This window comes from Segetibacter sp. 3557_3 (assembly GCF_004354985.1).
Classification (GTDB): domain Bacteria; phylum Bacteroidota; class Bacteroidia; order Chitinophagales; family Chitinophagaceae; genus Segetibacter.
The window spans coordinates 1,027,983-1,042,031 of sequence record NZ_SMSK01000001.1; the positions used below are offsets into that span (position 1 = coordinate 1,027,983).

General features: G+C 44.9%; 12 protein-coding genes. 4 read left to right on the top strand and 8 right to left on the bottom strand.

What is annotated here, in order from left to right; all coding sequences use genetic code 11:
• Window positions 1–222: 222 nt before the first annotated feature.
• From EXU57_RS03680 to EXU57_RS03695, 4 genes are all read right to left on the bottom strand, one after another.
• On the bottom strand, window positions 223–975 hold the full coding sequence (locus tag EXU57_RS03680; protein ID WP_133266795.1) for a tetratricopeptide repeat protein: 753 nt from the start codon (window positions 973–975) through the stop codon (window positions 223–225).
• 1 nt (window position 976) lies between these two features.
• Window positions 977–1,360, bottom strand: coding sequence for a dihydroneopterin aldolase (gene folB / locus EXU57_RS03685; RefSeq protein ID WP_165958017.1), 384 nt, complete (start codon window positions 1,358–1,360; stop codon window positions 977–979).
• Window positions 1,361–1,418: 58 nt separating this feature from the next.
• Window positions 1,419–2,366 (bottom strand): thioredoxin-disulfide reductase, encoded by a 948-nt coding sequence (trxB, locus tag EXU57_RS03690; RefSeq protein WP_133266797.1) that lies wholly within the window; start codon window positions 2,364–2,366, stop codon window positions 1,419–1,421.
• A gap of 128 nt (window positions 2,367–2,494) precedes the next feature.
• Window positions 2,495–3,370, bottom strand: coding sequence for a DUF4249 domain-containing protein (locus EXU57_RS03695; protein ID WP_133266798.1), 876 nt, complete (start codon window positions 3,368–3,370; stop codon window positions 2,495–2,497).
• 121 nt (window positions 3,371–3,491) lie between these two features.
• On the opposite strand from EXU57_RS03695, the gene EXU57_RS03700 reads away from it, so the two are divergent.
• Window positions 3,492–4,343: a flagellar motor protein MotB gene (locus tag EXU57_RS03700; RefSeq protein WP_133266799.1), complete on the top strand. Its 852-nt coding sequence runs from the start codon at window positions 3,492–3,494 to the stop codon at window positions 4,341–4,343.
• A gap of 71 nt (window positions 4,344–4,414) precedes the next feature.
• Here the strand turns inward: EXU57_RS03700 and EXU57_RS03705 are convergent, their stop codons facing one another.
• The gene (locus EXU57_RS03705) at window positions 4,415–5,272 is read right to left on the bottom strand and encodes an RNA polymerase sigma factor RpoD/SigA (protein WP_133266800.1); all 858 of its coding nucleotides are present in this window, start codon (window positions 5,270–5,272) and stop codon (window positions 4,415–4,417) included.
• A 425-nt stretch (window positions 5,273–5,697) separates the two neighbouring features.
• Here EXU57_RS03705 and ltaE point away from each other — a divergent pair, with 425 nt between their 5' ends.
• A complete protein-coding gene (ltaE, locus tag EXU57_RS03710) occupies window positions 5,698–6,711 on the top strand; it encodes a low-specificity L-threonine aldolase (RefSeq protein WP_133266801.1) in 1,014 nt (337 codons plus the stop codon).
• A gap of 48 nt (window positions 6,712–6,759) precedes the next feature.
• Window positions 6,760–8,415: a glucose-6-phosphate isomerase gene (gene pgi, locus EXU57_RS03715; RefSeq protein WP_133266802.1), complete on the top strand. Its 1,656-nt coding sequence runs from the start codon at window positions 6,760–6,762 to the stop codon at window positions 8,413–8,415.
• A 279-nt stretch (window positions 8,416–8,694) separates the two neighbouring features.
• On the opposite strand, the gene EXU57_RS03720 is transcribed toward pgi, so the two are convergent.
• On the bottom strand, window positions 8,695–9,693 hold the full coding sequence (locus tag EXU57_RS03720; RefSeq protein ID WP_133266803.1) for an FKBP-type peptidyl-prolyl cis-trans isomerase: 999 nt from the start codon (window positions 9,691–9,693) through the stop codon (window positions 8,695–8,697).
• Window positions 9,694–9,696: 3 nt separating this feature from the next.
• On the bottom strand, window positions 9,697–10,704 hold the full coding sequence (locus EXU57_RS03725) for a DHH family phosphoesterase (protein ID WP_133266804.1): 1,008 nt from the start codon (window positions 10,702–10,704) through the stop codon (window positions 9,697–9,699).
• 130 nt (window positions 10,705–10,834) lie between these two features.
• Here EXU57_RS03725 and EXU57_RS03730 point away from each other — a divergent pair, with 130 nt between their 5' ends.
• A complete protein-coding gene (locus EXU57_RS03730; RefSeq protein WP_133266805.1) occupies window positions 10,835–11,251 on the top strand; it encodes a nucleoside-diphosphate kinase in 417 nt (138 codons plus the stop codon).
• Window positions 11,252–11,540: 289 nt separating this feature from the next.
• On the opposite strand, the gene EXU57_RS03735 is transcribed toward EXU57_RS03730, so the two are convergent.
• Entirely contained in the window at window positions 11,541–12,968 is a 1,428-nt protein-coding gene (locus tag EXU57_RS03735; RefSeq protein WP_133266806.1) for an L-serine ammonia-lyase, read from the bottom strand.
• Window positions 12,969–14,049 lie beyond the last annotated feature (1,081 nt).

Genomic DNA, 14,049 nt, shown 5'->3' on the forward strand with positions numbered 1-14,049 from the left:
AATTTGAACCGGGCTATTTGTAGTGGCGCGAATAAAAGAAAAATCGGAACACTAGTCGTGCGGGCAAATGCAAACAGAGGAACCTTATTGTAGATTGGTTTGCTGATGGTGAAGGATTGGCTAAAGCAAAGTTTCGTCTGCTAATTTTTTACCGGTTAGCAATACAACCCTCATCAACCCTGCCAGGAGAGAGCGTAATGCACAGCGAAAAGAGGACGATAGCTATTGCATTTCCTCCAGCAGCTTTTTGCCAGCTGCTTTGTACCCGGCATCATCAGGGGTACGATTGGGTAACCGAACGAGTTTATTAAGCACCTCGATTGCCTTTGCCGGTTTGTTGTCGTGTTTATAAGCCTTTGCCAACTCCAGGTAATTGACTACAAAGTACTGATCAACGCTCCGGGCTTTTTCCATGTACTTGATTGCATCTTCGATAGTTGCATCCGGCATACCGCCGAAAAATGTTTTTACCGCAACACGTTTAACCCATGATAGCTGTACCATTTCGAAATGCCACTTGCCCAACGAAAAGTTCGCCCTTGCATGATTGGGGTTTAGTGCAACAGCTTTTGCAGCATACACCTGGATGTTTTTTACATTTTCAATGATCTTTTTGTTCTCGGTTTCCGTTTCAGTAAGTCTTGCGGCCACCATCGACATCACATAGTTTGCATCGGCATTATTAGGGTCAATCGCGAGCGCCTTATCAACATATTGCCTTGCAGCGTCTACAAAAGGTTTCTTTGCTTTTTTATCTGCTTGCCGCGCCCCAATCGAAGCAGATAATTCCGCCGCCTTGATGAGTGCATTGATGTTGTTAGCGTCAGCACCTACAGCCTGCTTGTATTTTTCAAGTGCCTCAGCGACTTTCAGTGACCTTTCAAAATTTTCACCTTCTTTCAATAGCACATTTACGTCCTGTGCAAAACACATTGGAGCCAAAAGCAACAGATAGATTAATACGGAAAATCTCATTTTAGTCGTTTCTTTTTTTCTGGTAAGTAATGCCAACAGTTCCGACAAACGAAGCAATTGGAGGCTGCAATTTTGTGATCGATATTTCAACTTCCCTGATTAACGAAAATTGTTCCAAAAAAACATCCGCAATTTCCATGGCTATTGTTTCTAAAAGAGGCGAAGGCCGGTTCATCCGGTCTTTGATGATTTCATAAAGGGAAACATAGTTGATCGTTTCCTCAAGCTGCCTGATAATTCCCTGCCTGGGCTTGTACCTCACCAGGGCATTCACTTCAAAATTCCCTCCTGCAATACCTTCCTCTTCGTGTACCCCATGGTAGCTGTAAAAAGCAAGTTTTTTTAAATGAACGGTGATCATATAGGTCAAAAATAAGGCGATCATCCCTAAGATGACCGCCTGTAAATAGTTGAGCCTGTTAAATGATTTACAATGATAATGCTTAGATGAACCCTTTGATCGCCAGGTAGCGTTCGGCATCAAGTGCAGCCATACAACCTGTACCAGCAGCAGTAATTGCCTGCCGGTAAATTTTGTCTTGTACGTCGCCAGCTGCAAATACACCTTCTACATTGGTTTTACTGGTACCGGGTATTGTTTTGAGATAGCCTTCGTCGTCCATATCGAGCCAGCCTTTAAAGATATCTGTATTGGGCTGGTGTCCAATTGCAACAAAAAACGCACTCACCGGTATCTCACGCAAGGCTTTGGTTTTGGTATCAATAATCCGGATCGCTTCCACTTTCTTCTCGCCCAACACCTCATCTGTTTCAGAGTTCCAATGCACCTCAATGTTGGGTGCTTTAAATACCCGATCCTGCATCACCTTCGATGCGCGCATCTGGTCTTTGCGCACCAGCATATGTACCTTTGAACACAATTTTGAAAGATAAAGTGCCTCTTCAGCAGCCGTGTCACCCGCACCTACAATGGCCACATCTTTGCCTTTGAAGAAGAAGCCATCACAAACCGCACATGCACTAACCCCATAACCATTCAGCCGCTGCTCACTCGGGAGGCCAAGCCATTTTGCTGAGGCGCCGGTACTAACGATAACGGCGTCAGCTTCAATTAACTTGTCGTCATCCACCCATACTTTGTAAGGATGCTCCATGAAATCTACCTTGGTGGCAAGACCGTACCGAATATCTGTTCCCATCCGGGCAGCCTGCTTTTCGAAATTGATCATCATCTCCGGACCCTGTATTCCTTCGGGGTAACCGGGATAATTCTCCACCTCAGTTGTAATGGTAAGTTGTCCGCCAGGTTGAATACCCTGGTATAACACCGGCTTCATATTAGCGCGTGCTGCGTAAATGGCGGCCGTATAACCTGCCGGTCCCGAACCTATAATCAGACAATGGACTTTTTCTGCTGTATTATTCTCCATGCTTGTATTTTATATTTTATATATCCCTTGTGTTGCTTTGCTTTACATGCGGGCTTTGCTATAGCACCAATCGTGGCAATATGCTGCTGTTTTATAAAGCTTGCAGGTAGCGGCCAAACTAGGATCTTTTATTTAGGAATGATCACGGTTTTATATTGAACGGCATATCCGCAAAATGCGCCCAGTGCGCCGTTGCTAATGTTTCCTACTACCCTTGTTGGGGTTGAAAACGGGTTTCCAACACTTTGATAGCTGTATTCAAGGCCACGCCAAAACTCAAAACTCACTTTATCAATATTGGCAAACTTAACGGTTGCGGTGTCCCCCCTCCTGAAAAACCCATATTCCTTTTCATCCAGGGTATCGTTCCTGTTGATACCCCTGTCTACCTGTATCTCGTACGTGGTACCATCAACTATCTGGTCGTCAAATACAGAACTGGCACCCGGAAAAAACGGATCGCGGTTCACCCTGGTAAAGTACCTGATGTAATTGCCATAACCGGGTGGATCCGTAACCTTAACCATAAGAGTAACCCTTGGTGTATCTTCTACCCTTGGGGCTGGCTTCCACCAAAGGCTGTCAATCGTTTTTGCCAGCACCGGTATGGTTGTGCTGGAAGTGTACACCGCCCCGCCAACACGAATATCTAACTTGTAAGTCTTGCCCTCCTCTCCTAATAATAAGGGCGCTCCGGCAGGCAAGCCATAATAATAAACAAAATACCCGCTGTCAATCGGCACTTTATATTCTATCAATGGTTGCGACAAGGTGCCATTCGACACGGTTACAGCCGCGTCATGTACAAATGAACCCTGCAGCATTGCTCTTGTAATAAGGCTAAAAAAGTTCAGCGAATTGCTAAGTTGAACTATGGGAGGCTGTCCGTTTTCAATCTGGGCTTCCACTACCAGTTTCGCCGGCTGGTTCTCAGGTTGGATCGTGATGCCTTTTTCGCAAGCCAAAAAAAACACCGCAAGTACAATGACAATGTATGGCTTCATGCCGGCAAAATTAATGGTTCTTAAGTTTGTATTTATGCTCAGGGGTATTGCAAATCAACAGCCTGTTTTCATAATCAGTCGTTATGGCACGATAATTACGCATCATCGGAAAAATATTACCATGACCAAAACAACCTTAACAGTTGCATTGTTGTTTCTGTTCTCTCTTACCTCCTGTGTTGCTAAAAAGAAATTCCTCCAGGCGCAGGATACCATCAGCGATTTAAGGAGTGATAGTGCCAATAAGGCTACCCGAATCAACAAATACGAGCAAGACGTGCTTGGTTTGGAAACAAACATCAGGAACCTTGAAAGAACCCGGAACGGGCTCCAGCGCCAGGTAGACTCGATCAATCAACGACTTGACGCGGCTAACCGGGATGCATCCAATAAGCTACAGGACGCTTCGAGTAAACTTACCTTAAGCCAAAAGCAGATTGCGGATCAACAACAGCGCCTTGAGCAATTGCAGGAACTAATGGATCAGCAGAAGAAAAACCGTGAGGAACTCCGGAAAAAAATCTCAGATGCGCTGGTGAGTTTCAATTCCAATGAACTGACGGTAGCTACTAAAAACGGGAAAGTTTATGTAAGCCTGCAGGAAAACCTCTTGTTTCCTTCAGGAAGCGCAGTAGTTAATCAAAAAGGCACCCAGGCACTGTCGAAACTTGCTGAAGTATTGAATGTCAATCCCGATATCAATATTGAAATTGAAGGTCATACCGACTCAATTCCTATGAAAGGCCGGTACTCCGACAACTGGGACCTGAGCACGGCCCGTTCTACCGCTATCGTACGGATACTTACCAACAGCTATAAGGTTGATCCGATCAGGGTTAAGGCTGCGGGACGAAGCAAATACGAGCCGGTCGACGTAAACTCAACAGCTGATGGCAGGGCTAAAAACAGGCGTACAGAAATCATCCTGTCACCCAAACTTGACGAATTAATGCGCCTTGTTCAATCAGAATAAGTAAATAATCAATACAAATAAAAAAACCCCTCATCTTTGGATGAAGGGTTTTTTATTTCAAGTCAATTATACTATCCCAGGTAAGCCTTTAGGGCGTTACTATACCGCGCTTTCTGAAGGCGTTTGATTGCACGCTCTTTGATCTGCCGGATACGCTCTTTTGTCAGGTCGTACTTCTGGCCAATTTGCTCGATTGTTACACCGTTTTCTCCATCCAATCCGAAGTAAGCATTAACGATCTCTGCCTCACGGGGAGACAAAGATTTTAATACACGACGTATCTCCTCTCTCAAACTGTCCTTCATTACATCATCATCTGTATCGTCGCCACCTTGTAAAAGGTCACCCATCGCCACATCTTCCGCTTCGTGCACCGGCGCATCCAATGATGTATGACGGGTGTTGCTTTGAAAGATGTTGTTTATCTCCGTTTCACTCATTTCCAGTATCTCGGATAACTCCTCTGTACTGGGTTCCCTTTCATGCTCCTGTTCGAAAGCCATATAGGCTTTGTTCGCCTTGTTGTAAGTTCCAATCTTGTTTTGTGGAAGTCTTACCAGGCGACCTTGCTCAGCTAATGCCTGCAGGATCGATTGGCGGATCCACCAAACTGCATAAGAAATAAATTTGAAACCTTTAGTTTCATCAAAACGCTGGGCTGCTTTGATAAGCCCTAGATTCCCCTCGTTGATCAAATCGCTTAAAGATAATCCCTGGTGTTGATATTGCTTTGCTACTGAAACCACAAAACGAAGGTTAGCTGTTGTTAACCTTTCCAGAGCCCGCTGATCCCCCATTTTGATTTTCTGAGCAAGAATAGTTTCTTCTTCAGGGGTAATCATAGGAATTTTGGAGATTTCCTGCAGGTATTTTTCAACCGCCTGCGAGTCTCTGTTTGTGATCTGAGTGGCAATTTTAAGCTGCCTCATAATGTATATGTATTAATGAATAGAAACCGCTAATAAGACACATTTCCTATCGGGTATGTTGCAAAACTGTGAGCCATTATTATAAAAAAGGAACAAAATGCGTGCAAAACTACGTTGGAACATCGGTTTTTAAAAGGGAAAACCCATATATCTACGTGTTTTAGGGTATAATTAACCGAATATTTTAGTATTATTCCGTCCAGCTCCTTATTGTTCATGAACGCACACGTATATTCCGGCGCAAGTACACCTGATCTGGTAATAATACGACCGTACTAACACGGGGGACTCATACATGCGGGAATGGATCGCGTAATCAAATAACCATTTACGTTAAAACACTTTCAAGCCCAATTTTTAAGCCCGAAAAATCGGGGAATTATGCCTCCGGATGTAAGTGCTATTCACGTAAATTCGTGCCCATTATGATTGATTTTCGCTCCGACACTTTCACCAAACCTACACCCGGGATGCTTGAAGCAATGTGCCGGGCCGAAGTAGGAGACGATGTATATGGTGAAGACCCCACCGTAAACAGGCTGGAAATATTGTCAGCTGACCTATTTGGAATGGAAGCTGCCATCTTCTGCCCCAGCGGAACAATGACCAACCAGATTGCCATTAAATGCCATACCCAACCCGGGGACGAGGTCATCTGTGATAAATTATCCCACATTTATATTTATGAAGGTGGTGGGGTTGCGTTCAATTCGCTAAGTTCCGTTCGGCCGATAGAGGGCGATCGGGGCCGGATAACTGCAGAGCAGGTTTTAGAAAGTATTAATCCCGACGACATTCATAAGCCTGTAACCAGCCTTGTAAGCCTTGAAAATACCGCAAATCGCGGCGGAGGAAGTTGTTACGACTTCGAAGAATTCAGAAGGATAAAAGAAGTTTGTCTTGCGCATAAACTGGCGCTTCATCTTGATGGGGCAAGGTTATACAACGCAATTGTTGCCGGTAATCAATCGCCCCGTCATTACGGCGAAGTGTTCGATAGTATTTCCGTATGCCTCAGCAAAGGCCTGGGTACACCGGTTGGCAGCGTGCTCATCGGAACCAATGAACTGGTAAAAAAAGCTCGGCGCTTACGCAAAGTATTTGGTGGTGGAATGCGCCAGGCAGGCTTCCTGGCTGCAGCAGGGATCTATGCCCTGGAAAACAATGTGGATCGCCTGGCAGAGGATCATAAACATGCCGCGATGCTTGCTGCGGCACTTGCACAAAAAGATTTCACCGGCGAGATCCTGCCCGTAGAAACCAATATCCTCATATTTGAAGTCAAAGGCAGGTTTACTGCCCAGGAGCTTGTGGATAAATTCAGGGAACAGGAAATTGTAACGATAGCCATTTCAAAAAAACAAGTTCGGATGGTTTTACATTTAGATATTACTTTTGAAATGGTACAAAGAACCATACAGGTGATCAAAAATCTGTAAAGTGCGAATCGAATATCCGGCAAAAAAAAAAGCTAATAACAAGCAATTATGCTCCCAAAGATCAATCCGACCATTACCCAGGCGTGGCTATTACTTCGCAGGCATTACGACGAAGAAATGCAGCGTAACCATCTAAGAAAACTATTCGCGGGAGATGATGACCGTTTTAAAAAGTTCTCACTGTGTTTCGATGACATCTTATTTGATTATTCCAAAAACATCATCAATAACAAAACCTTGCAGCTGCTATTGCAATTGGCAGAAGATTGCAAGGTTAAAGACGCTATTGATGCAATGTTTAATGGCGAGAAGATAAACGAAACAGAAGACAGATCGGTATTGCATGTTGCGTTAAGAAACTTTTCCAATAAACCTTATTTCGCAAACGGCGAAGATGTTATGCCTGCTATACGGCAGGTGCAACAGCAGATGCGTACGATTTGTGAAAAAGTGCACAGTGGCAATTGGAAGGGTTACACCGGCAAACCTATTCGTTACATCGTAAACATCGGTATTGGCGGGAGTGACCTGGGCCCGGTGATGGTTACTGAAGCACTTAAACCTTATTGGCAACCTAACATCCAGACTTATTTTGTAAGCAACATCGATGGCACCCACATCGCTGAAACCCTAAAAAAAGTAAACCCCGAAGAAACGCTTTTCCTGATCGCCAGTAAAACATTTACGACGCAGGAAACCATGACAAATGCGCATACCGCACGCAGTTGGTTCCTACACCATGCACATGATGAAGCGCACATTGCCAAACATTTTGCTGCGCTGAGCACCAACCAGGCAGAGGTGGTTAAATTTGGTATCGCTCCCGAAAACATGTTTGTTTTTTGGGACTGGGTTGGTGGAAGGTATTCGCTTTGGAGTGCAATAGGTCTATCCATAGCGCTTACCATTGGTTACGACAACTTTGAAGAACTGCTGAAAGGTGCCCACCAGGTTGACGAGCATTTTGCATCTGAGAAGTTTGCTACAAACATTCCCGTGGTAATGGCCGTACTGGGCATATGGTACACCAACTTCTTTGGCGCACAAAGCGAAGCGATATTGCCGTATGACCAATACATGAGTCGTTTTGCGGCCTATTTCCAGCAAGGAAATATGGAGAGTAATGGTAAGAGTGTAGATAGAAACGGTTACGAAGTTAACTATGAAACGGGTCCGGTAATCTGGGGAGAACCCGGAACAAATGGCCAACATGCCTTCTACCAGCTTATTCACCAGGGAACCCTGGTGATCCCCTGCGACTTTATTGCACCGGCAAGAAGCCATAACCCGATTGGCGATCACCATGCCAAGCTACTCAGTAACTTTTTTGCGCAAACCGAAGCGTTGATGAATGGCAAAACGGAAGAAGAGGCAAAGAGCGAATTAGAAAGCTCCGGCAAATCAAAAGAAGAGGTAAAGAAACTACTGCGATTCAAGGTGTTTGAAGGAAATAAACCAACCAACTCTTTTCTTGTAAAACTGATCACGCCTAAAACCCTGGGCAGCCTGATTGCCATGTACGAACACAAAATTTTTGTACAGGGTATCATATGGAACATATTCAGCTTCGACCAATGGGGTGTTGAGCTTGGCAAACAGTTGGCCAACAAAATTCTGCCGGAACTACAAAGCGCCGAACCGGTGACCAATCATGATACGTCGACGAACGGTTTGATAAACACCTATAAACAATGGAAATCCTGATCTGGGGTACATACCAATATTACAAAAGGTTGCCTTAAACGGCAGCCTTTTGTATTTATATGGGTGCTGAGTTCGTTGTTCTGCAGTATCGTTTAATTTGCCGGATAACAGCCGCCCGAAGCACTCAAGGTACAAGTGAGTGATACGCGTCCGACTGCGCAGCGGGCGGGCAACAATGACCGGCAATTAACATATACCGCCGACCAAGAAATCACCATTCTGAAGCATAAAAAAACCACCGTCTTGCGGTGGCTTTTTCTTATTCGTAAAAGATAACAATTAACGTGGAGGTTGTTGCGGTTGCCCCTGCCCTTGTGGCGGTTGCTGACCCTGCTGTTGTTGCTGTTGCTGCATTTGCTCCTGCAATTGCTGTAACATACGGGGATCCATCTGTTGTTGTGGTTGCTGCTTTGGCGCGTCGGTTACGCTTTTAACTGTTACGTCGAAAACGAGGTTGGAATATGGAGGTATGGGCCCTTTGCCACCTGGACCATAAGCCATAAGAGCAGGAACAAGTATACGTCCGCTGCCACCTTCGCCAAAGTAAGGAAGTGCTTCTTCCCATGCCGGAATAACCTGGCCCGATCCCATAACAAGTGAAAGGGGTTCAGTATGGTGAAAAGCTGTATCCAGGTTGCTATCGAAAACCTTTCCCGTAGTCATTAACGATCCTTTGTACATCACAGAAACCTGCTTACCGGTTAAGGCTTTGTTGGCATTACCCGGATTGGTAACTTCAACGAAAACCCCGCTAGGAAGTTTTTGCGCTTTTATTTTGTTTTTGGTAATGTAGGCCTGTACATCTGCAATCTCCCTGCTCTTCTCTTTCTCAAGTTCAGCTTGCTGGTCTTTCGTTTTAGCCTCATCAGATGCCATTACCTGCAGGATACGTATGCTGGTTACAATCTGGTCGCGACGTTTTAAAAAATCGTTGTATTGCACCCCACCTCTTTTAACCAGGGTATCTACCTGCGCAATGGTAATAAGGCTGTCACCAACAGAGCAATATTTCAACACTTCGGTAAAATCGTGTGTGTTCTTTGCAGCGGTGTCAAAAGGAAGGTACTCCGGCAAACGACCGTAGGTTGAAAACAAGACTGAGTCGTTGCTGGCAATTTTTACGGCAGCATTAATTTTTAGAATTTGGCCGGGTTGAATTTTTTCTTTCCCGTTTCCTTTGATGATCTTATAGGCAAGACCCGAAGGTGTTTTGTCATATTTCGGATTGCACGAAGCAACAAGTGCAGCCAACCCAATAATGCTAAATAATCGTTTCATAATTTACTGTAATTGTATTGCGTATTCTTTAATAACCTGTTTAAATTTTCGAACAGTTTGATCCAGCGATTCACTGCTGCGACCCCCAGCGGCATTGTAATGACCTCCACCCTCAAAGTGGGTTCTGGCAAAGGTGTTAGCGTCGAAATTCCCCTTGCTCCTGAAGCTCCATTTTCTTTCTTCATCCCTGTCTATCACTAAAGCTGCCAGCTTCATACCCTGGATAGTAAGGAGGTAATTTACAAGACCTTCGGTGTCTCCTGTTTTGATGTGAAACCGGAGCAGATCCTGTTTCGATATGGCCATTAAAGCAGTGTTGTATTCATAAAATACTTCCATCCGGTTTAACAGAACGAAACCCGTAAAACGAACCCTGTTTTCAAGAAAGTTGTCATAAATATTTTCGTGCACCTGGGTATGTCTGAAGCCAGTTGATTTAAGAACGGCCACCATCTTGTGCACACTGGCCGAAGCAGCAGGAAAACGAAATGAACCCGTATCGGTCATCACTCCCGTATACAAACATTCAGCAATGGGTACATCAATCAGGTCGGCATATCCACTGTCCACGATGAAGTCGTAAACCATCTCGGCAGTAGAACTTTTCGAGGTATCGCTGATCCCGTAATGGAATACGCCTTGCTGGGGTTGTTCGTGGTGGTCGATCAGAATGCGGGTACATTCAAGCGCAGCCAGGTAGGGCTCCATATTTTTGGTTCGATGCAGTACGTTAAAGTCGAGGCAGAAAAGCAGTTCTGCTTCGTTTAGCGCCCCAAGCGCTTTTTCACGATCATAATCAAAATCTATCACCCCTTTACAGCCGGGCATCCATTTTAGAAACCCCGCCCAGTTTGTAGGAGAGATCACCGTGACCGTGTGCCCAAGTTGTATCAAAAAGTGATACAAACCCAGGGAAGAACCCATGGCATCCCCATCCGGCTTTTGGTGAGTAGTGATAACAACCTTCCTGGGAATAGTGAGCTGATCGTAAAAGGCCTGTAATGCTTGCATAGAAAGGGCGCAAAAATCATTTATTTGTGCTACAACGTCAAAAACATTTTTGCAGGGAGCGCAAACGTGCTCATAAAATTTTAGGTTTAGGAGTTATATCTACTACTTTTGCGTCGCAAATTTTAAAGATATGAGCAACAGAACATTTACGATGATCAAGCCCGATGCAACCTCAAAAGGTCATACCGGAGCGATTCTCGACCAGATCATCAAAGCGGGTTTCTCCATAAAAGCAATGAAATGGACCTCGCTGACCAACGAAAAAGCAGGCGAATTTTATGCTGTACATAAAGAAAGACCATTTTACGGCGAATTGGTGACTTTCATGAGCAGCGGTCCTATAGTTGCGGCAATCCTGGAAAAGGAAAACGCGGTTGCTGATTTCAGAAAATTGATCGGCGCAACCAACCCCGCCCAGGCCGAGGAAGGCACCATTAGAAAAAACTTTGCAGCATCAGTAGGCGAAAACGCGGTTCACGGAAGTGACAGCGACGAAAATGCGGCAATCGAAGGCAACTTCTTTTTTAGCAACCTCGAGCGTTTCTAATCTCTGTAACAAATTTTATCGGATAGGCAGCCTGCATTTAGCAGGCTGTTTTGTTTGTGCCCGTTTATGGTTGAATTTAGCAGAGCAACAACAATGTCCTCCCATAGCAGTTGCACCACATCTACACTTTCTCCCCGTAAGCGAGCATAATTGGTTCCGGCAAAAATGCACGATATAAGGACCCATTTTTTTGGGACCCTGCTTTTGAACCTACGGGCATCCCCGGTTGCGTCGCACTCTTGTACGATTGGTTCTTTATTCAACTTAAGCCACGTGCCCCCCTACCATATCAACATTCGCTAAGGCTTATTGGCAGCTGAACTGCAAGGCCACCATCAGACGTTTCCTTGTATTTACTGTTCATATCAAGCGCGGTGTTCCACATCGTTGCAATTACCTTATCCAGCGAAACTTTAGCATAGTCGGGCATACTTTGTAACGCAAGCTGAGAAGCGGTTATAGCCTTGATTGCACCCATCGTATTTCTTTCAATACAGGGTATTTGCACCAATCCGCCAATAGGGTCGCAGGTCATGCCCAAATGATGTTCCATTGCAATTTCTGCAGCCATCATCGCCTGGCGCTGGCTGCCGCCGAGGGCCTCCGTAAGTCCAGCAGCTGCCATTGCCGATGATACGCCAATCTCAGCCTGGCAACCACCCATGGCTGCCGAGATAGTTGCACCCTTTTTGAAGATGCTGCCAATCTCAGAAGCTGTTAGTAAAAAGCGGAAAATCTTTTCTTCGTCTTCGCCCCCCGCAAAGCAGATAAAGTATTGCAACACGGCAGGAATAACGCCTGCGGCCCCATTGGTCGGCGCAGTAACCACCCGACCGAATGCAGCGTTTTCTTCATTTACAGCAAGCGCAAAACAACTTACCCAATCGAGGATGTAACGAAAATCCATCCCGCCTTTTTTGATTGCCTCTATCCATGTGGTGTAGTCGTGGTAAACGGCCTGGCCAAGCAATTTTTTGTTAAGATCATAAGCACGACGTTTTACAAACAGGCCGCCCGGTAGGGTACCTTTTGTATGGCAACCCCGATACATACACTCCTTCATTGTTTGCCAGATCCTGCGCAGGCCAGTGCGGGTCGCCTGCTCGGCTCGCCAGGCCGTTTCATTTTCAAGCACTACTTCGTAAATGGGCAAACCTGTTTTTATACACCAGTGGAGCAGGTCATCTGCGGTATCTATCGGGAAGGGTAAATCAACAGGTGTACCCGCTGATTCGTCCTCTCCTTCTTTTACGACAAAACCTCCCCCGATGGAATAATAGGTTTCACTCCATTGATGACCATTGTTCATTTGAACCAGGAAAGTCATCCCGTTTGGATGAAAAGCGAGTGCTTCGGAGAAAAGAAAAACAACGTTCACTTGCGGTTCGAAATTGATTCTATTTGCCCCGCCAAGCATTAAGGTTTTGCCGGTTGATATCTCCTGAATTCGAGTGGTTATCGAACTTACATCAACAGTTTCGGGGTCATCGCCACATAAGCCAAGAATTACTGCGATATCAGTGCCGTGTCCAATACCTGTTTTTGCAAGAGAACCATATAACATTACGGTAACGGCCCGCACATCATCCAGGCTTGCTTTGGCACGTATGCTTTCGAGCAAACGCAGGGAAGCTCGCCACGGACCGAGGGTGTGAGAACTGGAAGGCCCCACCCCTATTTTAAACATGTCGAATACCGATATGGCTTCGTGCGGCATATAATCGAATTAACTTCAAAAGTAACGGTGTTAAATGAAAGAAACTGCTAAAGCGACAAGAGAGGACCTCAGCTACCAACAAGAACTAATTTCACGCTAAGCGTACTTCTGGCACAACTAAGTTAAAGCGTGATACCATCTATCCTCTCCCGCCGTTGATGTGCTACTCATGGAAGGTCAGTTTCGTCTTAAACCCCGCTCTCGGAGTGAAACATCGTGATAATGTAAAACTTAGCATGACCCATCTGTTCAAACATATAACAGAGCATAGTAGGTAATGCAAGACTACACAAGTGGTAAGGCTGATATCCGGGCAGAACTAAAGGGGTTGATGCAAGAAAACGCGTAGGTAAACCGCAGTTAGAATGGAATAGTAAGGATATAAACTTCTTAATGTGCGAGGTTAACCTGTTGTCCTGGTCTAAACAATTTATTGAATTAATCATCACCCGAAACGCAATTAATTATTAAGCATTTTAGGGTGCTTATTTACAATAATCCATACCCCAATTAATTATTTAATTAAAAGAATTACGACCAACTTATCAGTATGAAAACGGTTAACAGCGCAAACGGAATTACTGATTCACCAGCAACGATCAGTACACCTGAATTCTGGTTCTAAAAGATGTGCGAAATCTAATTCTGAATGTTTACCGTCAATTCAATTACACGTTTATTATAGTCATTGTACAAGAATTGTAATACCAAATGGGTTTATCAACGATACATTCTATGCTATAGAAAAACAATCAAGAACAAGGTCTATGAAGCGAAGCAGCAATTATTTTTGAAAAGAAGAGAAATTGCTAAATGGAACCAGATACTAAATTGATCTTTACTTCATCGGGATGACTACCCAGGCACGGGTCCTGTTTACAACCAGTTGGACCTATGGGACCAGTGGGCCGCCGGATGCTCGCTCTTCTCCCACCAGGTTGGCCGCAATAAACACAACAATAAGTATCCTTCAAAGGATTGATAAACCTTCTGGATTAAGCAGCTTATACTGCGATGCTGTGGTAGACGCCGACTTGAAAACACCTGGAATCCGGTGTAAAAAAACACACTATAGATACCC